Source organism: Streptomyces sp. 130 (genome assembly GCF_007096885.1).
In the GTDB taxonomy this organism is placed as follows: domain Bacteria; phylum Actinomycetota; class Actinomycetes; order Streptomycetales; family Streptomycetaceae; genus Streptomyces.
Map to the genome: position 1 here is coordinate 37,616 of NZ_VJNO01000010.1, position 24,238 is coordinate 61,853.

Consider the following 24,238-nt stretch of genomic DNA (forward strand, 5'->3'; position numbering starts at 1 on the left):
GAGCACGACATGATCATCTGGATCAACGGGGCCTTCGGCAGCGGCAAGACCACCCTGGCCGCCGAACTCCACCGCCGACTGCCGGGCGCCCTCCTCTTCGACCCGGAGCACGTCGGTTTCCTGCTGCGCGAGATCGTGGAGGTGCCCGGCGGCGACTTCCAGAACATCCCGCTGTGGCGCAAGCAGGTGGCCTCGCTGGCCCGGGGGCTGGCCGAGGAGTACGGCCGGCCGGTCCTGGCACCGATGACCGTGGTCCGCAGGGCGTACGCCGACGAGATCTTCGGGGCCCTGGAGCAGGCGGGCGTCCCGGTCCGCCACTTCTTCCTCGACGTCTCCGCGCCCGTGCTCGAACGGCGTCTGCACGACCGGGTGTTGGTCCCCGGCGACCCGGAGCGCGACGAGGCGGCGCGGCGCTGGGGGAAGGCGCGGATCGCCGAGTGCGTGGCGGCGGTGGGCAGTCTGCGGGAGGACACGGTGGTGCTCGACGGCGAACTGCCCACCGATGAGCTGGCCGGCCAGGTGCTGGCGCGGACCGGTCTCGGCTAACCGGTCTCGGCTAGACGGGGAGGTTGCGGTCGACGTACTCGAAGACCGAGCCGTCCGGGTGCACCGCGATCAGGTTGCGGCCGACCGGGGTCGGGACCGGGCCCGCCAGGACGCGGGCGCCGACCCGGGTCAGGGAGGCGTGGGCCTCGTCCACGTTCTTCACGGCGATGGTCGCGGTGACCCTGCGCAGGATCTCCAGCTCCGATTCGGGGCCGCTCATCAGCAGGAAGCAGCTGATCGCAGCGACGGACACCCCGCCGCGCTCGAAGCGGAGGGCCCGAGCGCCGGTCAGCTGCTCGTAGAAGCCCACCGCGGCCTCCAGGTCGTCGACGCAGATACGCAGCGTGGTTCCCAGGATCTCCATGGCGGCCAGGATAGCCAGTCGGCCGCCCGCCGCCATGTGATCCGTTCGGCCGCGCTCAGACGCGGCACAGCACCTCGCCGTGCGGCACCATGAACCAGCCGTCGTCCTGCCCGCCCCACTCGCGCCACGCCTCGGCGATCTCCGCCAGCTCCCGCTCCGTGGCGTGCCCGCCGTCCACCGCGCGCCCGGCGTACGCCGATCCGACGGTGCGGTCGGCCCACAGCCCGCTCCACCACGCCCGGCTCTCCGGCGTCGCGTAACACCACGAGCCCGCCGTGGGCGTGATGTCGGTGAACCCGGCCCGCCGCGCCCAGGACAGCAGCCGGCGCCCGGCGTCCGGCTCGCCGCCGTTGGCGCGGGCCACCCTGCCGTACAGGTCCGCCCAGCGGTCCATGCCCGGCGACTGCGGGAACCAGGTCATCGCCGCGTAGTCGCTGTCGCGCGCCGCGACGACGCCCCCCGGGCGGCACACCCGGCGCATCTCGCGCAGTGCCTGGACCGGATCGCCGACGTGCTGGAGGACCTGATGGGCGTGGACCACGTCGAAGGAGTCGTCGGGGTAATCCAGGGCGTGGACGTCCGCGACGGCGAACTCCACGTTGTCCAGGCCGCGTTCGGCGGCGACCCCGGCCGCCTGGGCCAGGATGTCGTCGGTGGTGTCGACAGCGGTCACCCGGCCCGGGGCGACCAGTGCGGCCAGGTCCGCGGTGATGGTGCCGGGGCCGCAGCCGACGTCCAGCACGTCCAGCCCCGGGCGCAGTTCGCCGAGGAGGTAGGCCGCGGAGTTGGCGGCGGTGCGCCACCGGTGCGAGCGCAGCACCGACTCGTGGTGGCCGTGGGTGTAGACGGCGGTCTCCTTCGGCATGGCCGTGCATCCTCTCTCGAAGCGCGATCCGCGAAAGCGCTGATCGGTAGGACCACCGTAAGGCCTCTCGCCGAATAATGAGATGGGTATCTTGCGATGTGGACGTACGACGGGCCGCGAGAAGGGGCGGCCGGCTCCGTGCCGACCGCCCCTGACCGGCTCTCCTACACCGGGCGCGGACAGTAGACCGTCAGCGCCTCCGGCAGCTTGTCGATCAGCAACTCGCTCTCGCTGTGCGCGACTTCACCGTCGTACGCGTACGGCGTCCCCGGCTTCAGCCCGGAGATCCGCACCCGCTGCCGGCGCACCGCCGCGTGCATGGGGGAGCGGGTCAGCGGGCCCGCGACCGCCGCCGCGAGCAGCCTCAGACCGGGCGTCCGGCCACCGTGCACCACGCGCACGTCGAGCAGTCCGTCGGCGAGGTTGTGCCGCCGCCCGGGCGCCGGGCCCACCCGCTGGAACAGGCCGTTGCCGACGAACAGCAGCCACAACGGGCGGCACCGGCCCTGGAATTCGGCCTCCAGGGGGCGCTCGCCGCGCAGCACGCGCAAGGCCGCGAGCACCCCCGCCGGCCAGCCGCCGATACGGGGCGACCAGCGCTCCCGCATCCGCACCAGCTCCGGGTACACACCGAGGCTGAAGGCGTTCAGGAAGTAGCCCTCGGCGCCGTCCGGCCCCGGCCGGAACCGGCCCAGGTCCGCCCGCACCGCGCTCCCGCCGACGAGCGCGGAGCAGGCGTCGGCGACGGTCTCGATGCCCAGGTCGTACGCGAAGTGGTTGAGGGTCCCGCCGGGGAACACCGCGAGCGGCACCCCGTGCTCCACCGCCACGGACGCCGCCAGATTGACCGTGCCGTCCCCGCCGCACACCCCCAGCGCCGTGCACCGGTCCGCCGCCTGCGCCAGCTCCGAGGCGAGCCGGCCCGGCGGGCACTCCACGATCTCCGCCTGCGGCAGCGCGCTCCTGATCAGCGAGGCCGTCGCGGTCGCCGTCCCCGACTCCTGGTTGGCGACCACCACCAGGCCCCGGCCCCCGGGCAGGGCGGGCGCGTCGGCGGGCGGCCGGCCCGGCGCGGGCAGCTGCCCCCTCGTCGGTATCACCCCCCGCAGGGCGAACGCCGCCCCCACGCCCAGCGCCGCCCCCGCCAGCACATCGCTCGGGTAGTGCACCCCGGTGTACACGCGGGACGCCGCCACGGACAGCGCGACGGGCGCGACGACCGCCCCCCAGCCCCGCGACTCCAGCGCGACCCCGGTGGCGAACGCGGCGGCCGACGCCGCGTGCCCCGACGGGAACGACGTGGTCACCGGCTGCCGCTTCAGCCGCCGTATCACCGGCACGGCGTCCAGGACCGGCCGCTGCCTGCGGACCGCCCCCTTGCCCACCGTGTTGATCGCGGCCGACGCCACCGCGAGCGAGGCGATGCCCCGCAGCGCGGCCCGCCGGGCCCGGGCACTGCCCCCGAAGGCGGCCATACCGGCCGCGGCCCCGAACCACAGGAGCCCGTGGTTGGCGCTGCGGCTCAGCCGGGGCAGTACCGGGCCCGCGGCCGGCCAGTGCCGCTGGGCCAGGTTCTGGAACACCGCGAGATCGCGCCGGTGGAACCGGTCGCGCAGCCCGGCGGTCCGGGACGGGACGGAAGCATTGCTCGCTGACGACATGCGACAGCGGATACCCCGGATCGCCGCCCCGAACCAGCGGCCACGCCGAAGGTAGCCTGTGATCGTCATACCGGTCACCGGCCTGGACGCCGGACAGGAGAGGGGGGTGCACGGCCATGGGGCGACTCGTCCCCGCGGTGACCAGGGCGCTCGACGTGCTCGAACTCTTCCTCCAGGGCGACGGCACGCTGTCCGCCCCCGAGGTGACCCGCAAGCTCCAGCTCCCCCGCACCACCGTCCACGAGCTGCTCACCACGCTCGCCGCCCGGTCGTACCTGGTCACCGACCCCGACCGGCCCGGCCGCTACCGGCTGGGCGTGCGCACCTACCAGCTCGGCAGCCGGTACGCCGAACAGCTCGACCTCGCCGCCGAGGGCCGCCAGGTCGCCCGGCGCGTCGCCGAGCGGTGCGGCGAGTCCGTGCACGTGACGATCCTGGACGGCACCGACACCGTGTGCGTGGCCCAGGCCGACTCCACCCACGCCGTCCGCACGGTGTCGGCGGCCGGCCACCGGCTGCCCGCCCACTGCACGTCCGCCGGCAAGATGCTCCTGGCCTCACTGCCCGCTCCGGAGCTCGACGCCCGGCTCGACGGCCTCGAACCGGCCGCACTGACCCCGCACACCCTCACCGGCGAGCGCGAGCTGCGGGCCGCCCTCGACGCCGTACGGGAACGGGGTGTCGCGACGGAGCACCAGGAGTCCGGCCCCGGCGTCAGCTGTGTCGCCGCCCCCGTGCACGACCGGTCGGGGCGGGTCGTCGCCGCGCTCTCCGTCTCGGTCCCGATGATCCGCTGGAGCGCGGAGCGCGAGCGGGAACTCGCCGGCCTCGCCGTCGAGGGCGCCGACGAGCTGTCCGGCCGCCTCGGACACGTCCAAAGCGGGGTGTGAGCCGCACCAGGGCAGGCGCCCCGTCCCGTTCCCTCGTATAAAGGTCCGGAGGACGGACGGCGAAGGGGGCCCGATGGGCCGGGAGCGGACCGGGCGGCACGAGCACGGCACGGACGCGGTCCGCGAGGACCGGGGCCCCGTACGGTACGGGCCGCCGGCCCCCTGGCCGGGCCTGCCCGTCCTGCCGGAACTCGCCGAGGTGCTGGCCTCCGCCGCGGGCCGCGCCACCCCCGAACCCGCCGGCGGATCGGCCGCCCTGCGCGAGGCCGCCTGCGCCTACTGGGACCGGCGCGGACTGCGCGGCGGCCCCGAGCGCGTCGCCGCGGCCCCCGGCACCGCGCCGCTGCTCCTCGCCCTCATCGCCGCGCACGGGGGCGACGTGCTCCTGCCGCGCCCCTGCCCCGCCGCCTGGATACCGCAGGCCAGGCTGCTCGGCCGGCCCGCCTACCAGGTGCCCACGCCCGCCGAGAGCGGCGGGGTGCCCGATCCGTACGCCCTCCTCGAAACCGTCCGCAGGGTGCGCGCGGAGGGCGGCCGGCCCAGGCTGCTGCTGCTCTCGGTGGCCGACGACCCCACCGCCACCCTGGCCCCGCCGGAACTCGTGCGCGAGGCGTGCGAGGCCGCCGTGGACGAGGGGCTGCACATCGTCAGCGACGAGACCTGGCGCGACACCCTGCACCGCCCGCACGACACGGTCCTGGTCAGCCCGGCCGAGATGTGCCCCGACGACGTGACGGTGGTCTGCGGCCTGTACGGCGCGCTGACCCCGGCCGCCTGGCCGGTCGCCGTCGCCCGGTTCCCGGACACCGCGCGCTCCGCCGCCCGCCACGCCCGTACGCTCGACGTCCTCACCGCGCTCGGCGCCTTCGTCGCCGGACCGGTCGCGGTGGCCGCCGCCCACGCGCTGCGCGAACCGGACGCCGTCACCGAACGCGCCCGCCGCGCCGCCGCCCTGTACGCCCGGCTCGCCACCGAGGCGCACCGCGCCGTCCTCGGCTGGGGCGCCCTCGCCCGGCCCCCGCAGGCCGGCCGCCACCTCTACGCGGACCTCGGCCCGCTCCGCTCCCGGCTCGCCGCCCGGGGCGTCACCGACTCGCTCGAACTGGAGGAGTACCTGTCCGGCCGGCTCGGCACCCCCGCCCCCGGCGGCCACCGCTTCGGCGACGAACTCGGCGCGCTCCGGGTCCGCCTGGGCACCGGCTCGCTCCTCGGCACGGACCCGGAGCGGCAGGCCGAGGCGCTCACCGCCCCGGACCCGCTCGAATTGCCGCACATCGCGGCAGCGCTGAGCATGTTCCGAGCAGCCCTCGACGCACCGCGCTGAGGGTGTCCCGAGCAGCCCTCGACGCACCGCGCCGACCCACCGCGCCGGCGCCCTCCAGGACGGGAGCCCCGATGACGGACCGGACCGAGCCCCCGGCCGCACCCCCCGCCGTCCGGGGCGAAGTCGTCGGCCCGCGCCCTCTCGGCGAGGCCCGCACCTGGCCCCGCAGCTTCGCCGACCGGCTCACCGCCCCGCTCCCCGGCGTCCGGGGCATGACCCGGCTGGCCCGCGAGCACGCCGTCCGGCCCGACGCGGAGGGCCTGCGCCACATCCACCGGCTGCCGTACGCCCCCGAGCCCCTGCCGCCCGTCCCGGCGGGCGCCGCGTGCGTCACCTGGGCCGGGCACGCCAGCTGGATCATCCGCACCGGCGGCCTCACCGTCCTCGCCGACCCCGTCTGGTCCCGCCGCATCCTCGGCACCCCGGCCCGGATCACGCCCGTCGGGGTCCGCTGGGCGGACCTGCCGCCCGTGGACGCGGTCGTCATCAGCCACAACCACTACGACCACCTGGACGCCCCCACCCTGCGCCGGCTGCCCCGGCACACCCCGCTGTTCGTCCCGGCCGGGCTCGGCCAGTGGTGCCGCCGCCGGGGCTTCACCCGCGTCACCGAACTCGACTGGTGGGAGTGCGCCGAGCTGGACGGGGTCCGCTTCGACTTCGTGCCCGCCCACCACTGGTCCCGGCGCACCCTCACCGACACCTGCCGCTCGCTGTGGGGCGGCTGGATTCTCCAGGACACCACCGGGCCGGGGGAGGGCAGCCGGATCTACTTCGCCGGCGACACCGGATACGGCCGCTGGTTCGCCGAGATCGGCCGCCGCCACCCCGGCCTCGACCTCGCCCTGCTGCCGATCGGCGCGTACGAGCCCCGCTGGTGGCTCGGCGACGTCCACACGGACCCGGAGGAGGCCGTGCGCGCGTACGAGGACCTCGGCGCCCACGCGATGGCCCCGATGCACTGGGCGACCTTCCTGCTGTCCGCCGAACCGGTCCTCGAACCCCTCACCCGGCTGCGTACCGCCTGGCAGCGCGCCGGGCACGCCCGCGACCGGCTGTGGGACCTGCCCATCGGCGGCTCCCGCCTGCTGGGGCCCGTCTGACGACTTCCGTCCGCCGCGCGCGACGCCGTCGCGCGCACCCCCGCCGCTCCCGGCCGGCCCGCGTCACCGCGCCCACCACGCCCGCGTCCGGCGCCACACCGCGGGCGCCCCGCTGATCAGCAGCGTCAGACCCACCGCCGCGACCACCCCCTGCCACGGCTCCGGGAACAGCGAACCGCCCAGGATGCCGATCAGCTGGTACGTCGCCGCCCACGCCAGACACGCCGGCACGTCGCCCCTGGCGAACCGCCGCAGCTCCATTCGGCCCAGCAGGCACGCCAGCATCACCGGGATGCGCCCGGCCGGCACCAGCCGGGACAGCACCAGCACCGTCGCCCCGTGCTCGTCCAGCTTCCGCTGCGCCTGTTCGAGCCGATCCGGCGCCGCCCGGTCCCGGATGGCCCGCAGCCACCGTGAGCCGTTCTTCGACCGCACCCCTCGCTGCCCCAGCCAGTACAGGGAGATGTCCCCGAGGAACGCCGCCGCCGACGCCACCGCGAACACCACCAGCAGCGAGAACGGCGACGACTGGTGGAACGCCACCACGGCCGCCGAACTCACCAGCGCGCCCGTCGGCACCACGGGCACCAGCGCGCCCAGCGCCACCAGCAGGAACAGCGACGGATAACCGACCGCCTGCTGTGTCGACTCGGCGGGCAGCTGCGCCGTCTGGCGCAGGAACTCGATCACGCGCGGCCCTCCGGCCGCACCCGCTCGCCGTGCGCCAGCCGGTGCACCGCGACCTCGGGCGCCACCAGCGCCGCCTTGCGCACGAACTCCTCGCCCGGCGCGTGGAACTCGTGCGGCCGGACCCCGTCCATCCCGATCGGCCAGTACGTGCCGTAGTGCACCGGCACCGCCGCGCGCGGCCTCAGCCGGGTCAGCGCCTGGGCCGCCCGCCCCGCGTCCAGGTGCCCGTGGCCCAGATACGGCCCCCAGCCGCCGACCGGCAGCAGCGCCACGTCCACCGGGCCGACCGCCCGCGCCATGTCGTCGAAGAGCCCGGTGTCCCCGGCGAAGTACGTACGCGCCGCGCCCTCCACCACGTAACCGAGCGCGGGGGAGCGGTGCGGGCCCAGCGGCAGCCGCCGGCCGTCGTGCAGCGCCGGCACCACCCGGACCCGCACTCCGCCCGTGCGCACTTCGTCACCCGCGGCCACCTCGGTGATCCGCAGCCGGCGCGCCCGGCGCAGCAGCCGCAGTCCCGGCACCGACCGCACCGAACCGCGCGGCACCAGCACCCGCGCCCCCGGGGCGACGCGCGCCAGCGACGGCAGGTGCAGATGGTCGGAGTGCAGATGCGAGATGAGGACCACATCGGCCACGGCCGCGTCCGGACCCGGCAGCTCGCCGCGGCGGCGCCGCAGATGCGCGAAGCGCCGTACGAACAGCGGATCGGTCAGGAAACGGACCCCGGAGTCCTCGATCGTGCACGTGGCATGCCCCCACCAAGTGATCTCCACCGGCACGCGACGCCTCCTCCTGTGCTCACCGGACCCCTCGGACCCCTCGACACCTGCCCCAGCGAGCCTACGGCCACTCGCGCCCGGCCGTCGGCGCACCCCGGCGCACCCGAGGACCGCCGGTCCGGCCCCGTGCCCCCGTGCGCCCCCTCGCCGCCCCGGAACGCTCCTCCGACCTGCCCGAACGGGCGCATAGGGTCGGGCCGGGGGAACGACGAGCACGGGAGAAGACGGGCCATGGGGGACGTACGCGTGGCGGCCATCGCCAGCCTGACGCCGCTGGAGGAACTGGACAGCGATCCGTTCCTCGTGGACACCCGGGGCCAGCACGCCATGTGCGCCCGCTGGGCCGCCGACCAGGGCTATGTCGTCACCCGGCAGCTGCGCCTCTACGGGCTGCGCCCCGACCACCCGGCGCTCTGGTGCGACATCGACAGCGGCGAGGTCGAGCTGTTCGTCGCCCCCTGCGACCGGGTCCTCGCCCGCGCTCTGGCGTCGGTGCCGGAGTTCACCGCCGAATGCGAGCGGCGCGGCGTGCGGCTGGAGATCGCCGGGCTCGCCGAGCCGTCCTACACCGCCGACGGCAAGGCGGGCGTGCACCGCCGGCTCTCCATGCCGACCGCCGGATACGACGGCTGCTGACCGGCCTCGGGACCGTCCGGCCCGCTGTGAAAGGCTGGGACGCTGGGACAGGGCCCCGAACGGCAGGGCCCGGACGTGAGGTGACGAGGGCGTGGGCGACAGACGATGGCGGCGGACCGGCGCGGCGCTGATGCGCGTGATCGCGGTCTGGGCCGTCTCGACGCTCACCATGCTCGCGCTCGCGGGCATCCTCCCCGACTTCCGGCTCCAGGCCCCCGACGGCGACAGCATCACCAAGACCGCCTTCACCGCGGCCTGGGGCGCGGGCGCCTTCGGACTGCTCTCCGCGCTGGTCTGGCCCGTACTGGTGCGGGCCCTGCTCATCGTCCCGGCCCTCGTCCTCGGCGCGCTCGTCTTCTTCCTCAACGGCTCGCTGCTGCTGATCGCGCTGTGGCTGATCCCGGACGGCCGGGGCGCCGCGGCCCCGGAGACCGCGGTCGCCGTCGCGGCCGTGATGTCCGCCGTCGCCTCCGCGACCTCCACCGCCCTCGCCGTGCGCGACGACAACGCCTACCGCCGCCGCCTCTCCCGCCTGGCCGACCGGCGCCGCCGGCGCAGCGGCACGGAAGACGACGCGCGCGGGGGCCCGCCGGGCACCGTCTTCATCCAGCTCGACGGGGTCGGCCACGACGCCCTCGTCGCAGCCGCCGCGGCCGGCGTCATGCCGACCGTCGCCCACTGGCTGGCCGACCCCGCAGGACACCGGCTCATGCCCTGGCGCACCGACTGGTCCAGCCAGACCGGCGCCAGCCAGCTCGGCATCCTGCACGGCAGCAACCACGACGTGCCCGCCTTCCGCTGGTACGAGAAGGAGACCGGCCTCGTCATGGTCTCCAGCAAGCCCGCCAGCGCCCTGGAGATGCAGCGCCGGGCCATCGCCCGCACCCGGGACGGCGGACTGCTCACCCTCGACGGCGCCAGCCGGGGCAACCTCTTCAGCGGCGGCGCCGCCCAGCTCGCGCTCGTCCTCTCGATGGCCGCCAGACTGGGCAAGGGCCGCCGCTCACGCGCCGGGTACTTCGCCTACTTCTCCGACCCGGCCAACGCCGTCCGCACCGCCGGCTCCTTCGCCGCGGAGGTCTGCCGCGAGATCGCCCAGTCGACCCGCTCCCGCCTGCGCAAGGAGACGCCCCGCATCAAGCGCGGCGGCCTCTACCCCTTCATCCGCGCCTTCGCGACCGTCGTGGAGCGCGATGTGGTGGTCGCCGCCGTCATCGGCGACATGTTCGCCGGCCGGACCGCCGTCTACGCCGACCTCGTCGCGTACGACGAAGTGGCACACCACTCCGGACCGCGCAGCCGCGACGCGGAGAAGGTGCTCGCCCGCCTCGACCGGGCGCTCGCCCTGATCGCCGAGGTCGCCGAGCAGGCGCCCCGCACCTACCGCATCGTGCTCCTGTCCGACCACGGCCAGAGCCCGGGGGACACCTTCGCCGGGGTGTACGGGCTGACGCTCAAGGACCTCGTGCGGGCGGGCAGCGGACTGCCCGTGCCCCGGCGCGCGCAGCGCACCCGCAGCGCCTCCGAGGCGCGCGACGCGGTCCGGATCGCGCTGCGCCGGCCGGTCGCGGAGGGACCGGAGGAACACGTCGCGGTCCCGTCCGACCCGATAGTCCTGGCCTCCGGCAATCTCGGCCTGATCTCCTTCCCCGACATCGAGGGCCGCGCGTCCCAGGAGCAGCTGGAGCGCCGCCACCCCGCGCTGCTCTCCACGCTCGCCAACCACCCCGGCATCGGCTTCCTGCTGGTCCGCAGCGAGCACCACGGCTCGGTGGTGCTGGCCCGCGACGGCGTACGGGTGCCCGTGGCGGAGCTGGCCGACGGCCAGGGGCCGCTGGCCGTGTACGGTCCCGGCGCCGCCGACGCGATCCGGCGGACGGACACCTTCCCGCACGTCGCGGACGTGATGGTCAACTCCATGTACGACCCCGCCACCGGCACCGTGCACGCCTTCGAGGAGCAGATCGGCTCGCACGGCGGCCTGGGCGGCGACCAGTCCCGGCCGTTCCTGCTGTGGCCACGCACCATGACGGACCCGCTGGACGCCGTCACCGGCGAGGACGGAGAGCGCCCGGACGAACTCGTCGGGGCCGAGGCCGTGCACCGGGTCCTCCGGCACTGGCTCCAGGAGGCGTCGGGGCCCCAGGTGCCGGTGGCGTCGGGACACCGTCTCCCCTGACACCCCGGCGGCGTCCTCCGGCCTCGCACGGACTTCCCGGGGCGTTGTCAGTGGTGGGCGGCAGGATGGAGGACATGACGAACTCAGCAGTCGGGCTCGCCGACCACGCCTCCTACGCCGCCGCCGTCGAGGAGGCCGCGCAGGCCGCCGCCGCGTACTACGCCACAGGTGAGAGCACGCTCGACGACGACGCCTACGACCGCCTGGCGCGCGGCATCGCCGCCTACGAGCGGGAGCACCCGCAGGAGGTGCTGCCCGCCTCCCCGACCGGCAAGGTGGCGGGCGGCGCGGCCCTCGGGGACGTGCCGCACACCGTGCCGATGCTCTCCCTCGACAACGTCTTCTCGGCCGAGCAGTTCGCCACCTGGACCGCCTCCCTGGAGCGCCGGATCAAACGGCCCGTCAGCGCCTGGAGCGTCGAGCCCAAGCTCGACGGGCTCGCGGTCGCCGCGCGGTACCGCGAGGGCCGGCTCGAACGGCTGATCACCCGGGGCGACGGGACCGCCGGCGAGGACGTCTCCCACGCCGCCGGGACCGTCGTCGGGCTCCCCGCGGAGCTCGCGGAGCCGGTCACGATCGAGATACGCGGCGAAATCCTGATGACCACCGAGCAGTTCGAGCAGGCCAACAGCGTCCGCACCGAGCACGGCGGCGCCCCCTTCGCCAACGCGCGCAACGGCGCGGCGGGCACCCTGCGCGCCAAGGACCGCGCGTACACGGTGGAGATGACGTTCTTTGCCTATGGAGCCCTTCCGCTGCCCGACTCCGGCGCCCTCGCCGCCGAGCTGGCCGAACTGCCGCACAGCCGGGTGCTCGCCCGGGTCGCGGAGCTCGGCGTGCACACCGCCGCGGACACGGACGTCGCGCCGCGCACCGCCGCCACCGTCGAGGAGGTCCAGGCCCGGATCGAGGAAGTCGCCGCGCGGCGCGCCGCGCTGCCGTTCGGAATCGACGGCATCGTCGTCAAGGCGGACCTGGCGGCCGACCAGCGCGACGCCGGTTCCGGCTCCCGGGCCCCGCGCTGGGCCATCGCCTACAAGCTGCCCGCCGTCGAGAAGGTCACCCGCCTCCTCGGCGTCGAGTGGAACGTGGGCCGCACCGGCATCATCGCGCCGCGCGCCGTGCTGGAGCCCGTCGAGATCGACGGCTCGACCGTCGGCTACGCCACCCTGCACAACCCGGCCGACATCACCCGCCGGGACCTGCGCATCGGCGACCACGTGATGGTCTACAAGGCGGGTGACATCATCCCCCGGATCGAGGCGCCCGTCGCCCATCTGCGCACCGGCGACGAGCAGCCGATCGTCTTCCCCGAGGCGTGCCCCCAGTGCGGTTCGCAGATCGACAGCAGCGAGCAGCGCTGGCGCTGTGTGCGGGGCCGCGACTGCCGCGTCGTCGCCTCCGTCTCGTACGCCGCCGGGCGCGACCAGCTCGACATCGAGGGGCTCGGTACGACCCGCGTCGTCCAGCTGGTCGACGCCGGTCTCGTCGCCGACTTCGCCGACCTGTTCATGCTGGAGCGCGAACAGCTGCTCACGCTCGACCGGATGGGGGAGACCAGCACCGACAATTTGCTGGCCGCGATCGACACGGCCCGCTCGCAGCCGCTGTCCCGGGTCTTCTGCGCCCTCGGCGTGCGCGGCACCGGGCGTTCCATGTCCCGCCGGATCGCCCGCTACTTCGCGGAGATGGACCGGATCAGGGCCGCCGACGAGGAGGAGTTGCAGCGGGTCGACGGCATAGGCAAGGAGAAGGCGGCCGGCGTGGTCGCGGAGCTGGCCGAGCTCGCACCGCTCATCGACAAGCTGGCCGCCGCCGGGGTGAACATGACCGAACCGGGCGCGACCCCGCCGCCCGCACCGGGCGAGGAGGCCGGCGAGGAGACGGCCGCCGGCGCCGAGGGCGCTCCGCTGGCCGGCATGACCGTGGTGGTCACCGGAGCCATGACGGGCGCCTTGGAGAAGCTGTCGCGCAATCAGATGAACGAGCTGGTCGAGCGGGCCGGCGGCAAGTCCTCCTCCAGCGTCTCCAAGCGCACGACGCTGCTGGTGGCCGGTGAGAAGGCGGGCTCCAAGCGGGCCAAGGCGGAGGAGCTGGGGGTGCGGATCGCGACGCCGGAGGAGTTCGCGGAGCTGATAGCGCAGTTCCTGCCGGTCGACGCCTGAGCGTCACGCCCACGGTGCGCGGGGCCGGGCCGCGTCCTTCGATTTTGCGCGGGAGTGGCTTTCTTTGCCTCCCTATTGCATAGTGAGGGCTCGGCCATGCCTCGCGATCAGCGGGTCACTGGGTGTGTGTACGGCCGCGGCTGCGTGCCGGGGGTGAGGGGCGATGCGTTCTTTGCGCGACGGACGGCGGCACGACCGCTCCGTCCACCGGCACTACCGGGGCGCCACCCGGGGCCTCGCCCTCGACCTCGGCAGCTCCCGCACCCGGGCCTGGGTGCCCGGCCGGGGCCTCGTCGCCGACACCGTCCACCAGGCCGGCGAGCACGGCTCCGGCCGGCCCGTCCGGCGCGGGCGCATCGTGGACCCGGACGCGTGCGGCCGGATGCTGGCCGGCATCGCCGACCGGGCCCTGGGCGAGCGGCGCGAGGACACGGTCATCGTCCTCAGCCACCCCGTGCTGGCCGGCCCCGGACACCGGGCCGCCGCCCGCGACCTGCTCCGCACGCTCGGCCCCTCGGACGTCATCGTCCTGGACAGCGCCCGCGCCGCCGCCGCGTGCGCCGGGCCGGGTGGCGGCGGCCCGCTCCTCGTCCTCGACATCGGCGCGGAGCTGACCGAGGCGACCCTGCTCGTGGACGGCCTGGTGCGCGACGCACGGCTCGCCGAGACCGGGCTCAGCGACCTGGACCCGGGCGAACCGCCCACCGCCGCCGTCCGCGCCGTCCTGGACATGGTCATGGCCATGTGGCGCCAGGACCCGCACGGCGCGCTGCTCGGCGCCCTGCGCAGGGGGCCGCTGCTCGCCGGAGGCGGTGCGCTGCGCCCCGACGTCACCAACCGGATAGCGGTCCGCCTCGGCGTCCCGGTCCGGCGCACGGACGACCCGGCGACCACGGTGGTGCGCGGGGCCGGACTGGTCCTCAGCTCCGTCCTCCGCCACGCCGCGGCGCCCGCCCTGCCCGGCCGCCCCCGGTGACCCCGCTCCCGGGGCCGCCCCCGGGGAACGCGCACCCGGGGCGCCCGCCCGCCGCCCGGCACTGCCTCCTCGCACTGCTCCTCGCCGTGCTCGCCCTCGTGGGCGGCGCGCCCGCCGCGGCCGGGGCGAGCCTGCCCGTACGCGCGACGGCGGCGCTTCCCGCGACGCCCGCCCACAGCCCCGCCGCGCGGCAGCCGACCGCCGACCGGCCCGCCGAGCCGACGGCGACCGGAGCACCCCGCACCGCCCGGCCGGCCCCGGCCGCCGGGCCCCGTACTGCCCCGTCGGCCGCGGCCATCGGGTCCCGTACCGGCCCGTCGGCCGCGGTCGCCGGGTCCCGTACCGGCCCGCCCGCCCCGGCCGCCGGGTCCCGTACCGCCCCGCCCGCCACGGCCACCGGGTCCCGCACCGGCCCGTCGGCCGCGGTCGCCGGGTCCCGTATCGCCCCGCCGGCCTCGGCCGCCGGGTCCCGCACCGCCCGGCCGACCCCGGCCGCCGGGTCCCGTACCGCGCCGCCCGCCACGGCCACCGGGCCTCGCACCGCCCCGCCCGCCACGGCCATCGGGTCCCGCACCGCCCGGCCGACCCCGGCCGCCGGGTCCCGTACCGCGCCGCCCGCCACGGCCACCGGGTCCCGCACCGTCCCGCCCGCCCCGGCCGCCGAGCCCCGCACCGCCCCGCCCGCCACGGCCATCGGGCCCCGCATCGCCCCGCCGGCCGCGGTCGCCGGGTCCCGCACCGCCTCGCTGGCCGCGGCCATCGGGCCCCGCATCGCCCGGCCGGTCATGGCCACCGGGGTGCCCCGTACCGCCCCGCCCGCCCCGGCCGCCGGTCCCCGTACCGCCCGGCCGGTCACGGCCACCGGGGTGCCCCGTATCGCCCCGCCCGCCCCGGCCACCGGGCCCCGTACCGCCCCGCCCGCCCCGGCCGTCCCGTCGGCCGCCACCGTTGACCGGGGCCCCGACCCCACACCGTGGGCTGCCGCCGAGCACCCCCGTACCGCACACCAGTTGCCGCCGCCCGGCCCCGGCGGGCTCGTCCCGTGCCCCGCGCGGGCCCCGCTCCCGCGTTCCGTCCCCTGGCCCGTCCGTACCGCCCCCGTCCTCGCCGTCCAGTGCCCGAGCGTGGCGCTGCCCGGCGTGCGCGGGCCTCCGAGCGCCGGTGTCCACCGGCCCGGGGACCGCTTTCCGGTCCCGCAATCCAGCAACGCCGTGCCGTTCCCGCCGTCCTGACCGGGTGGGGGGCGCGCCCGGCGCCCCCTCGGAGGAAACCCGTAATGACGCGCGCCACCACGGTGCGGGCGGTTCTGGCTGCGGCCGTGCTGCTCGTCTCCGTGTTCATCACGCTGACCATGTCCCCCAGACTCGGCCTCGATCTCCGGGGCGGCACCCGGATGGTGCTCCAGGCCGAGGACTCCGACACCGCGAAGGCCGACCGCGAGAGCACCGACCGGACCCTGGAGGTGCTGCGCCGGCGCATCGACTCGCTCGGGGTGACGGAGCCGGTCCTCACCCGGTCCGGCGAGGACCGGATCATCGTGGAGCTCCCGGACGTCCAGGACCCCCGCAAGGCCGCCGAGGTCATCGGCAAGACCGCCCAGCTGACCTTCCACGCCGTCCAGGGCCCGGGGAAGGAGAAGGCCGCCGGAGACGGCAAGGGGCTGACCCTCCCCGACGAACAGGGCCGCGAACTGGACCTCGGACCCGCCGCGCTCTCCGGCGCCGGGGTCAAGGAGGCGTCCGCGTCCTTCGACGCCCAGCAGGGCGCCGGCTGGACCGTGTCGCTCGACTTCCACAAGGACGCCGGCCGGGAGTGGACCCGGCTGACCGGCGAGGCGGCCTGCCACCCGGTGCAGGACGAGCGGCGCCGGGTCGCCATCGTGCTCGACAAGCGGGTGATCTCCTCGCCGCAGGTCTCGCCGACGGTCTCCTGCGGCACGGGCCTGCCCTCCGGGTCCACCCAGATCACCGGCTCGTTCAGCGCGGACGAGGCCCGCGAGCTCGCGCTGCTGATCGAGGGCGGCGCGCTGCCCGTGCCCGTCGAGATCGTGGAGCAGCGGACGGTCGGCCCGACGCTCGGCGCCGCCGCGATCGACGCCAGCGCGCGGGCCGCCCTGATCGGGGCGGCGGCCACCGCCCTGTTCATCATCGTGATCTACCGCCTCTTCGGCGCGCTCGCCGCCGTGGCGCTCGCGGCGTACGGAGTGATCTCGTACGCGACCCTCGTCGCCCTCGGCGTCACGCTGACCCTGCCCGGCCTCGCCGGCTTCGTGCTGGCCATCGGCATGGCCGTCGACGCGAACGTGCTGGTCTTCGAGCGGGCCAGGGAGGAGTACGCGGGGCGGTCCGGGAAGAGCCTGCGGGCCTCGCTCGCCGCCGGGTTCAAGGGCGCCTGGACGGCCGTCGCCGACTCCAACGTGACGACGCTCATCGCGGCCGGGCTGCTGTTCTTCCTCGGCTCCGGACCGGTCAAGGGCTTCGGTGTCACGCTCGCCATCGGCGTCCTGGCGTCGATGTTCTCCGCGCTGGTCATCGCCCGCGCCCTCACCGAGACCGCCGCCCGCTCCCGGTTCGTCGCGAACTACCGGGGCGTCAACGGCATCGCGATCCCGGGCCGGGTGCGGACCTGGCTCACCCGGCGCGACCCGCAGCCGATGCGCTTCCCGCGCCGCTGGCTGACGGTCTCCGCCGTGCTGATCGCGGTGGCCGTCGCCGGCATCGTGGTGCGCGGGGTGAACTTCGGCGTCGAGTTCACCGGCGGACGCCTCGTCGAGTACTCCACCAGCCGCCCCGTGGACGTCGAGGCCGCGCGCACCGCCCTCGCGGGCGCCGGGTTCGGGGACGCGGAAGTCACCACGGCCGGCGCGGGCGACATCTCCGTGCGCACCGGCGAGCTCGACAACGACGGCGAACACGCGCTGCGGGCCGCCCTGGCCGCCGAGGGCGGCGAGACCACCAAGGTCCGCGACGAGCTGATCGGCCCCAGCCTCGGCGACGAACTGCGGCGCAACGCCCTGATCGCCCTGGCCATCGCCGTACTCGTGCAACTGGCCTATCTGGCGGTCCGGTTCCGCTGGACGTTCGCCGTCGCCTCGGTGGGGGCGCTCGTGCACGACGTGATCATCCTGATCGGGACCTTCGCCTGGCTCGGACGCACCATCGACGGCATCTTCCTGGCGGCGCTCCTCACCGTCATCGGCTACTCCGTCAACGACTCGGTGGTGGTCTTCGACCGGGTGCGGGAGCTGTGGGCGAAGGCCCGCCGCAAACCCCTCGCCGAGGTGGCGAACCGGGCGGTCCTGCAGACCGTGCCCCGGACGGTGAACACCGGGATGGGCGCCCTGTTCATCCTCACCGCCCTCGCCGTCCTGGGCGGCGACTCGCTGGAGGACTTCGCGCTCGCCCTGCTCATCGGCATCGTCATCGGCACGTACTCCTCGGTGATGACCGCCGTACCGGCCGCGCTGCTGCTGGAACGCACCAGCAAGGTCCCGCCGCCCGCCCGCACCCGGGCCCCGCGCCCCCGGCAGGGCGCCGGACGCCGCGACCCGCACGACAACGGGGCGCGGGTGTAGCGCGGACGGGCCCGTGTCACCCGACGGGCGGACACGGGCCCGGCCCGCCCTCAGGGCGACGGCGAGCGCAGATACGCGGCGGTGTCCGCGTCGGCCGGCAACAGCGTCTCGATGGCCAGCTCCGCCACCGTCACGTCCATCGGCGTGTTGAAGGTGGCGATCGAGGCGACGAAGGACAGCACGTGCCCGTCGTGCTCGATGACCAGCGGCAGGGCGAACGGCACCGGCGACGAGGGCGGTCGCCGGACCTCGCCCCCGTCCGGCCCCGCCGGCAGCGGGTAGCCCGCGACCTCCTCGTACAGCTCGCGCAGCTCCGGCGAACGCAGCAGGGCGATCTGGCGCTCCATCTGCGCGAGGAGGTCCGCCCGCCACTCGCGCAGATTCCGGATGCGCGGAGCCAGGCCCTCCGGGTGCAGGGTGAGCCGCATCGCGTTCAGCGGCGGCGCCAGCAGGTGTTCCGGTACGCCGTCGAGCAGCCGGGTCATCCCCCGATTGGCCGCCACCACCGTGTACGTCCCGTCCACGACGAACGCCGGATACGGTTCGTAGCCCCGCAGCAGCCGGTCGAGGCCGTCCCGCAGCGCCCCCATCGCCGGGTCGTCGAGCGCGGTCTCCGCGTAGTGCGGGGCGTAACCCGCCATCACCAGCAGGGCATTGCGTTCCCGTACCGGCACGTCCAGGTGCTCGGCGAGCCTCAGCACCATCTCCTCGCTGGGGCGCGAGCGCCCCGTTTCGATGAACGAGATGTGCCGGGCCGAGGAGCCGGCCCGCAGCGCGAGCTCCAGCTGGCTGACCCGGCGCCGCTCCCGCCAGCTGCGCAGCAGCGGCCCTACCCCCGTGTCGAGCGCGACAGTTGTCATACGGAGACCGTAACGTCACCGGCACCGCCGACCGGCATCGACCACCAGTGAGGGAGCCGCCCCATGCCCGCCGCACCGCTGTCGCGGAACGAGATCGAGGACCGGCTGCGCGAGCTGCCCGGCTGGACGCTGGAGGGGGACCGGATCGCCCGCACCTACCGGCTGCCCTCGCACCTCGCCGCCGCCGCCCTCGCGATGCACGTCGCCGCGATCCAGGACGAGCTGAACCACCACAGCGACCTGACCCTCGGCTACAACACGGTCGCGCTGACCGTGAACTCCCACGACGCGGGCGGCAAGGTCACCGAGAAGGACCTGGGCCTGGCCGCCCGGGTCGCGGCGGTGGCGCCGGGGCACGGGGCGGAGTAGCCGCTTTCGCTCACACCGAGGACCCGAACCCGGGGTGCGTGGCGAGCCAGCGCGTGTAGCTCTCGCTGCGCTCCACCGCCTGGGCGTACGCCGCCCGGGTGTGACCGCTCACCGCTCCGGCCGCCGCCGACGCGGCGGCCGAGCGCGGATGCCAGCCCAGCAGGTGGCGCCAGCTGAGCGGGGCCCCGGCGACCGGGCGCGTCACCACGCCCGGTGCCGGCGGGAACGTCGCCCGGCACAGCCCCACCGCACGCCCCACCTGGACGAGATGGACGACGGACGAGGTGTCCGTCTCGTAGACCGACACCGGGCGGAACCCCGCCCGCGCGCACGCCGCCACGAAGCAGTCGGCGAAGCAGCCGTCGCCCGGCACGTCCGCCCAGCACTCGTCCGCCAGCTCGGACAGCTCCAACTCGGCCCGGGCGGCCAGCGGATGGGTCTCCGGCAGCATCACGAAGACCGGATCGACCCCCACGACCTGCCACTCCAGCCGGTCCGTCTCCGGCGGGGCGCTCTCGCCGCAGGTCCCGATCAGCGCGAAGTCGAGCCGCCCGTCCACCAGTTGCGAGGCGATCTCGGCCACCGACCAGGAGGTGTACGTGGAAACCGGCGCCGCCGGGTGCGCGGCGGCCAGCCGGTCCACGAGACCGCCGAGCAGCGGGCCGTGCGTGCCGCCCAGCCGGAACCGCTCCATGGACCCCATCGCGTTGGCGAACCGGACGGCCTCCTCCTGGAGCTCGCTGACGGCGGGCAGGACGACCCGGGCCCGCTCCAGGACGAGTTCGCCCAGCGGCGTCGCCCGCGCGCCCGTGTGGTCGCGGTCGAACAGCGGGCCGCCCAGCGCCTTCTCGATCCGCCTCAGCTGCGCGCTGAGCGCGGGCTGCGCGAGGCCCAGCGCGGTGGCCGCCTTCGTCAGGCTGCCCGTGTCGGCGATGGCACGTACGGTTCGCAGATGGCGCAACTCCAGCTCCATCACCGCACGTTATGACCCCCGTGGCCGCACGGCAATACGTCGTTGGTACAGACCTCTGGCCCGTTCCCTGCGAGCGGCGGCCGGGGCCCGGAGTCTCCTCCCGGTACCGGATCGCGATCAGGGGGCAACGGACTGCGACGAGACCGGCGGCTTGCCGGAACGGCAAGGATGTTTGCCTCGGGGGCGGGCCTTGGTGACCCTGGTGCCATGAGCAACCACTCCGGCCACGGCCATCACCACGACGGCCACCACAGCCTGCACCACGAGCCCTCCGCGCACGGGCACCACCACGGCGGGTCCGAACCCGACTGGGACGTCATGGCCCCGCTCCTGGAGCGCAACGCCGAGCTCAGCAGCGCGCAGTACACCGAGGCGGCCCGCTGGATCGCCGCCCTGCCCACCGCCCCGGAGGTCCGCCGGGTCCTCGACGTCGGTGCCGGCCCCGGCGTCGTCGCCTGCCTGCTCGCCGAGGTCTTCCCGGACGCCGAGGTCGTCGCCGTCGACGGCACCCCCGCCCTCCTGGAGCGCACCCGGGACCGGGCGCGCCGGCTCGGGCTGGACGGCCGCGTCACCACCCTGCACGCCACCCTCCCCGAAGAGCTCTCCGCCCTCGGCGAGGCCGACCTGATCTGGGCCGGCAACACCCTGCACCACATGGGCGACCAGCGCGCCGTGCTCGCCGGATTCGGCGGGCTGCTGCGCCCCGGCGGCACCGTCGCCCTGGTCGAGGGCGGGCTCCAGCCCCGGCAGCTCCCGCGCGACCTGGGCTTCGGCAGGCCCGGCCTGGAAGCCCGGATGGAGGCCGCCGAGGCGGAACTCTTCCAGGAGATGCGCGCGGAGCTGCCCGACGCCCGGCGCGAGGTCGAGAACTGGGCGGCCCTCTTCGACGCCGCCGGGCTCACCCCGCAGGGCACCCGCAGCTTCCTGCTCGACCTGCCCGCACCCCTGGGCGACGCGGCCCGGGAACAGGTCGTCGCGGACTTCACCCGCCGCCGCGAGGGGCTGCGCGACCACCTCGGCGCCGACGACAACGCGGTGCTCGACCGGCTCCTCGACCCCGGGGACCCGGCATCCCTGCACCGCCGCCCGGACGTCTTCCTGCTCCTGGCCCGCACCCTCCACCTGGGCCGGCGCGACGCCTGAGCCGGTCCCAGGACGACGCAACCGCCGCCCCCGCTCGCACAGGAGCGGGGGCGGCGGTTGCGCGGGAGCGAGGCGGTCAGGCGCCGGCGTTGAACTCGCCCGGGTTCGGGCCGAGCCGCTTGCCCTCGTCCAGCGCCGCGAAGGCGGCCAGGTCGTCGGCGTCCAGTTCAAAGTCGAACACGTCGATGTTCTCCGCGATCCGCGACGGCGTCACGGACTTCGGGATCACCACGTTGCCCGTCTGGAGGTGCCAGCGCAGCACCGCCTGGGCGGGCGTGCGGTTGTGCTTGCGGGCGACCGCGAGGACCGTCGGGACCTCCAGGAGGCCCTTGCCGGAACCGAGCGGCGACCACGCCTCGGTGAGGATGCCGTGCTTGGCGTGCAGGGCACGGGACTCGGCCTGCTGGAGCTGCGGGTGCAGCTCGATCTGATTGAGCGCCGGCACCACGGAGGTCTCACCGAGCAGCCGCTCCAGGTGCTCCGGGAGGAAGTTCGACACCCCGATGGCCTTCGCGCGGCCGTCGGCGTAGATCTTCTCGAACGCCCGGTAGGTGTCGACGTACGCGTCCTTGGCCGGCACCGGCCAGTGGATCAGATACAGGTCGACGTAGTCGAGGCCCAGCTTCTCCAGCGAGGCGTCGAAGGCGCGCAGCGTCGCGTCGTAGCCCTGCTCGGTGTTCCACAGCTTGGTGGTCACGAACAGCTCGTCGCGGGCGACGCCCGAGGCGGCGATGGCCTTGCCCGTGCCCGCCTCGTTCTGGTAGATCGCGGCGGTGTCGATGCTGCGGTACCCGGACTCGATGGCGGTGGCGACCGCCTTCGCCGCCTCGTCGTCCGGCACCTGCCAGACTCCGAACCCGAGCTGGGGCATCTCGACGCCGTTGTTGAGGGTGAGGGAGGGGACCTGGCTCACGAGCTGAGGATCCTAACGTTGAGGGGTCTGACTCCCAGGATCAACGATCAAGGACGCCCACGCATTCCCGCCCGCGCCGATCCGTTCCGCGCTCAGCGGTACAGCGCGTCCACCTCGGCCTCGTAGGCCGCCTCGATCGCCTTGCGCTTCAGCTTCAGCGACGGGGTGAGCAGTCCGTGCTGCTCGCTGAACTGGTGGGCCAGGATGCGGAAGGTACGGATGGACTCCGCCTGCGAGACCGCGGTGTTCGCCGCCACCACCGCCCGGCGCACCTCCATCTCCAGGCCGGGATCGCGGACCAGCTCGCCCGGGGTCAGCGTTGGCCGCCCCTGCATGGCCAGCCAGTGCTCCACGGCCTCCTGGTCCACGGTGACCAGCGCCGCCACATAGGGCCGGTCGTTGCCGACGACGATGCACTGCGCCACCAGCGGATGCGCCCGCACCCGCTCCTCCAGGGCCGTCGGCGACACGCTCTTGCCGCCGGACGTCACCAGGATCTCCTTCTTCCGCCCGGTGATCGTCAGATAGCCGTCCTCGTCCAGCGCCCCCAGGTCCCCGGTGGCCAGCCAGCCGTCGTTGAGCACCGCGTCGCTCGCCTTCGGGTCGCCGAGGTACCCGCCGAAGACATGGGCGCCGTGCACCCACACCTCCCCGTCCTGTGCGATGTGCACCGTGCTGCCTGGGATCGGCTGCCCGACCGTGCCGTACCGGGTGCGCTCCGGCGGATTGGCGGTGGCCGCGGCCGTCGTCTCGGTCAGCCCGTACCCCTCGTACACCGTCACCCCGGCGCCCGCGAAGAACAGCCCGAGCCGGCGCTCCATGCCGGAGCCGCCCGACATGGCGTGCCGGATACGGCCGCCCATCGCCTCGCGGACCTTCTTGTACACGACCTTGTCGAAGAACTGGTGCTGCATCCGCAGCCCGGCCGAAGGCCCCGGGCCGGTGCCGAAGGACCGGGCCTCCATCGCCTCCGCGTACTTCACCGCGATGTCGACCGCCTTGTCGAACGGGCCCGCCCTGCCCTCCGCCTCCGCCTTGCGCCGGGCCGCGTTGAAGACCTTCTCGAAGATGTACGGCACCGCCAGGATGAACGTCGGCCGGAAGGAGACCAGGTCCGGCATCAGGGCCTTCGCGGACAGTTCCGGCTGGTGCCCCAGCTTCACCCGGCCCCGGATCGCGGTGACCTCCACCATCCGCCCGAAGACGTGCGCCAGCGGGAGGAAGAGCAGCGTCACCGCCTCGTCGTCCGGTCTGGAGTGGAAGACCGGCTCCCAGCGCGAGGCCATGGTGTCCGCCTCGAACATGAAGTTGGCGTGCGTGAGGACGCAGCCCTTGGGGCGGCCGGTGGTGCCCGAGGTGTAGATGACGGTCGCCACCGACTCCGGGGTCACCGCCCGCCGGTGCCGGTGCACCACCTCGTCCTCGACGTGCGCACCCGCCTCGACCAGCTCCGCCACCGCGCCGGCGTCCAGCTGCCACAGCCGCTTCAGCCGGGGCAGCCGGTCGATGACCGAGGCCACCGTCATCGCGTGGTCCTCGTGCTCCACCAGCACCGCCGACACCTCGGCGTCGTGCAGCATCCACAGCACCTGCTCGGCGGAGGACGTCGGGTAGACCGGCACCGACTGGGCGCCCACCGCCCACAGCGCGAAGTCGAACACGGTCCACTCGTAGCGCGTACGCGACATCAGGGCGACCCTGTCGCCGAACCGCACCCCGTGCGCGATCAGCCCCTTGGCCAGCGCCAGCACCTCGTCACGGAAGGCGGCGGACGTCACGTCCTGCCAGTTCCCGTCCGCGTCCTTCCGGCCGAGCGCCACCCGGTGCGGCTCCGTGTCGGCGTGGTCGAACACGACGTCGGCGAGGCCGCCCACGAGGGGCGCGGCCGCCATGGGTGGGACAGTGAACTCGCGCAATGACCTGCTCCTTGGGGTGCTCCGCACAGCGCCGCGACGCTACCCCAAGGGGCCTTGGGGCGGGAGGGTCCAAAGCGGTCCCCACCACTTGGCATCCGCACAGGTCAGGGGCCGAAATCCGGCCAGATGGGCAAGGCTCGGGCGTGCTTGGGACCGCGGGGTAAGCGGCTCGCACGGGAATCTCCACCGAATCTGTACGCCGCGATCACTGCCGGTGTGGGCGGTTGTGTCCCGCTTCGGGCGGTGTGAGGGGATCGGTCCGCCCGATACCGGCCCTCGCGTCCCGTGCGTCCTTCCCGGCCCGGCGCCCCG

At 75.1% G+C, this 24,238-nt stretch carries 21 protein-coding genes; 12 read left to right on the forward strand and 9 right to left on the reverse strand.

Translation table 11 applies throughout. From position 1 onward, the window contains the following. Positions 1 to 9 precede the first annotated feature (9 nt). Positions 10 to 546, forward strand: a complete 537-nt coding sequence (locus tag FKN01_RS11460) for an ATP-binding protein (RefSeq protein WP_143619239.1) — start codon at positions 10 to 12, stop codon at positions 544 to 546. Positions 547 to 556: 10 nt separating this feature from the next. On the opposite strand, the gene FKN01_RS11465 is transcribed toward FKN01_RS11460, so the two are convergent. From FKN01_RS11465 to FKN01_RS11475, 3 genes are all read right to left on the reverse strand, one after another. Next, complete coding sequence (locus FKN01_RS11465) at positions 557 to 910, reverse strand: VOC family protein (protein ID WP_143619242.1); 354 nt, start codon at positions 908 to 910, stop codon at positions 557 to 559. A gap of 55 nt (positions 911 to 965) precedes the next feature. After that, positions 966 to 1,775 carry a class I SAM-dependent methyltransferase gene (locus FKN01_RS11470; RefSeq protein WP_143619244.1) on the reverse strand — a complete coding sequence of 270 codons (810 nt, stop codon included), beginning with the start codon at positions 1,773 to 1,775 and terminating at the stop codon, positions 966 to 968. Between the two features lie 164 nt (positions 1,776 to 1,939). Further along, positions 1,940 to 3,436 carry a bifunctional phosphatase PAP2/diacylglycerol kinase family protein gene (locus tag FKN01_RS11475; RefSeq protein ID WP_143619246.1) on the reverse strand — a complete coding sequence of 499 codons (1,497 nt, stop codon included), beginning with the start codon at positions 3,434 to 3,436 and terminating at the stop codon, positions 1,940 to 1,942. A gap of 116 nt (positions 3,437 to 3,552) precedes the next feature. On the opposite strand from FKN01_RS11475, the gene FKN01_RS11480 reads away from it, so the two are divergent. The 3 genes from FKN01_RS11480 (at position 3,553) to FKN01_RS11490 (ending at position 6,753) form a co-directional block, all read left to right on the forward strand. Further along, the gene (locus FKN01_RS11480; protein ID WP_143619248.1) at positions 3,553 to 4,326 is read left to right on the forward strand and encodes an IclR family transcriptional regulator; all 774 of its coding nucleotides are present in this window, start codon (positions 3,553 to 3,555) and stop codon (positions 4,324 to 4,326) included. A 73-nt stretch (positions 4,327 to 4,399) separates the two neighbouring features. Further along, entirely contained in the window at positions 4,400 to 5,650 is a 1,251-nt protein-coding gene (locus tag FKN01_RS11485; RefSeq protein WP_143619250.1) for an aminotransferase class I/II-fold pyridoxal phosphate-dependent enzyme, read from the forward strand. Positions 5,651 to 5,721: 71 nt separating this feature from the next. After that, complete coding sequence (locus tag FKN01_RS11490; RefSeq protein WP_143619252.1) at positions 5,722 to 6,753, forward strand: MBL fold metallo-hydrolase; 1,032 nt, start codon at positions 5,722 to 5,724, stop codon at positions 6,751 to 6,753. 63 nt (positions 6,754 to 6,816) lie between these two features. Here the strand turns inward: FKN01_RS11490 and FKN01_RS11495 are convergent, their stop codons facing one another. Both FKN01_RS11495 and FKN01_RS11500 read right to left on the reverse strand, forming a co-directional pair. Then, complete coding sequence (locus FKN01_RS11495) at positions 6,817 to 7,443, reverse strand: DedA family protein (RefSeq protein ID WP_143619254.1); 627 nt, start codon at positions 7,441 to 7,443, stop codon at positions 6,817 to 6,819. After that, positions 7,440 to 8,222, reverse strand: a complete 783-nt coding sequence (locus FKN01_RS11500; protein ID WP_143619256.1) for an MBL fold metallo-hydrolase — start codon at positions 8,220 to 8,222, stop codon at positions 7,440 to 7,442. Before FKN01_RS11500 ends, FKN01_RS11495 begins: the two co-directional genes overlap by 4 nt. Before the next feature lie 231 nt (positions 8,223 to 8,453). Between FKN01_RS11500 and FKN01_RS11505 the strand changes: the two genes are divergently transcribed. From FKN01_RS11505 to secD, 6 genes are all read left to right on the forward strand, one after another. Next, complete coding sequence (locus tag FKN01_RS11505) at positions 8,454 to 8,858, forward strand: hypothetical protein (protein ID WP_143619258.1); 405 nt, start codon at positions 8,454 to 8,456, stop codon at positions 8,856 to 8,858. Positions 8,859 to 8,949: 91 nt separating this feature from the next. Continuing rightward, positions 8,950 to 11,037, forward strand: coding sequence for a phage holin family protein (locus FKN01_RS11510; RefSeq protein WP_143619260.1), 2,088 nt, complete (start codon positions 8,950 to 8,952; stop codon positions 11,035 to 11,037). Positions 11,038 to 11,102: 65 nt separating this feature from the next. Next, a complete protein-coding gene (gene ligA / locus FKN01_RS11515) occupies positions 11,103 to 13,202 on the forward strand; it encodes an NAD-dependent DNA ligase LigA (protein ID WP_185992813.1) in 2,100 nt (699 codons plus the stop codon). Between the two features lie 163 nt (positions 13,203 to 13,365). Beyond that, positions 13,366 to 14,178, forward strand: a complete 813-nt coding sequence (locus tag FKN01_RS11520) for a rod shape-determining protein (protein WP_260696851.1) — start codon at positions 13,366 to 13,368, stop codon at positions 14,176 to 14,178. After that, positions 14,175 to 15,410 carry a hypothetical protein gene (locus FKN01_RS11525; protein ID WP_143619262.1) on the forward strand — a complete coding sequence of 412 codons (1,236 nt, stop codon included), beginning with the start codon at positions 14,175 to 14,177 and terminating at the stop codon, positions 15,408 to 15,410. The genes FKN01_RS11520 and FKN01_RS11525 overlap by 4 nt, the downstream gene beginning before the upstream one ends. Before the next feature lie 44 nt (positions 15,411 to 15,454). Continuing rightward, the gene (gene secD / locus FKN01_RS11530) at positions 15,455 to 17,752 is read left to right on the forward strand and encodes a protein translocase subunit SecD (protein WP_143619264.1); all 2,298 of its coding nucleotides are present in this window, start codon (positions 15,455 to 15,457) and stop codon (positions 17,750 to 17,752) included. Between the two features lie 50 nt (positions 17,753 to 17,802). On the opposite strand, the gene FKN01_RS11535 is transcribed toward secD, so the two are convergent. Beyond that, positions 17,803 to 18,612 carry a helix-turn-helix domain-containing protein gene (locus tag FKN01_RS11535; RefSeq protein ID WP_143619266.1) on the reverse strand — a complete coding sequence of 270 codons (810 nt, stop codon included), beginning with the start codon at positions 18,610 to 18,612 and terminating at the stop codon, positions 17,803 to 17,805. Between the two features lie 63 nt (positions 18,613 to 18,675). Between FKN01_RS11535 and FKN01_RS11540 the strand changes: the two genes are divergently transcribed. Continuing rightward, entirely contained in the window at positions 18,676 to 18,981 is a 306-nt protein-coding gene (locus tag FKN01_RS11540) for a 4a-hydroxytetrahydrobiopterin dehydratase (protein WP_143619268.1), read from the forward strand. Between the two features lie 10 nt (positions 18,982 to 18,991). Here the strand turns inward: FKN01_RS11540 and FKN01_RS11545 are convergent, their stop codons facing one another. After that, positions 18,992 to 19,954: a LysR family transcriptional regulator gene (locus FKN01_RS11545; RefSeq protein ID WP_143619270.1), complete on the reverse strand. Its 963-nt coding sequence runs from the start codon at positions 19,952 to 19,954 to the stop codon at positions 18,992 to 18,994. Positions 19,955 to 20,161: 207 nt separating this feature from the next. On the opposite strand from FKN01_RS11545, the gene FKN01_RS11550 reads away from it, so the two are divergent. Beyond that, positions 20,162 to 21,097 (forward strand): trans-aconitate 2-methyltransferase, encoded by a 936-nt coding sequence (locus FKN01_RS11550; protein ID WP_143619272.1) that lies wholly within the window; start codon positions 20,162 to 20,164, stop codon positions 21,095 to 21,097. Positions 21,098 to 21,173: 76 nt separating this feature from the next. On the opposite strand, the gene FKN01_RS11555 is transcribed toward FKN01_RS11550, so the two are convergent. Together FKN01_RS11555 and FKN01_RS11560 are read right to left on the reverse strand one after the other, a co-directional pair. Continuing rightward, on the reverse strand, positions 21,174 to 22,010 hold the full coding sequence (locus FKN01_RS11555; protein WP_143619274.1) for an aldo/keto reductase: 837 nt from the start codon (positions 22,008 to 22,010) through the stop codon (positions 21,174 to 21,176). A 92-nt stretch (positions 22,011 to 22,102) separates the two neighbouring features. Then, the gene (locus FKN01_RS11560; protein ID WP_143619277.1) at positions 22,103 to 23,902 is read right to left on the reverse strand and encodes a long-chain fatty acid--CoA ligase; all 1,800 of its coding nucleotides are present in this window, start codon (positions 23,900 to 23,902) and stop codon (positions 22,103 to 22,105) included. Positions 23,903 to 24,238: the final 336 nt, after the last annotated feature.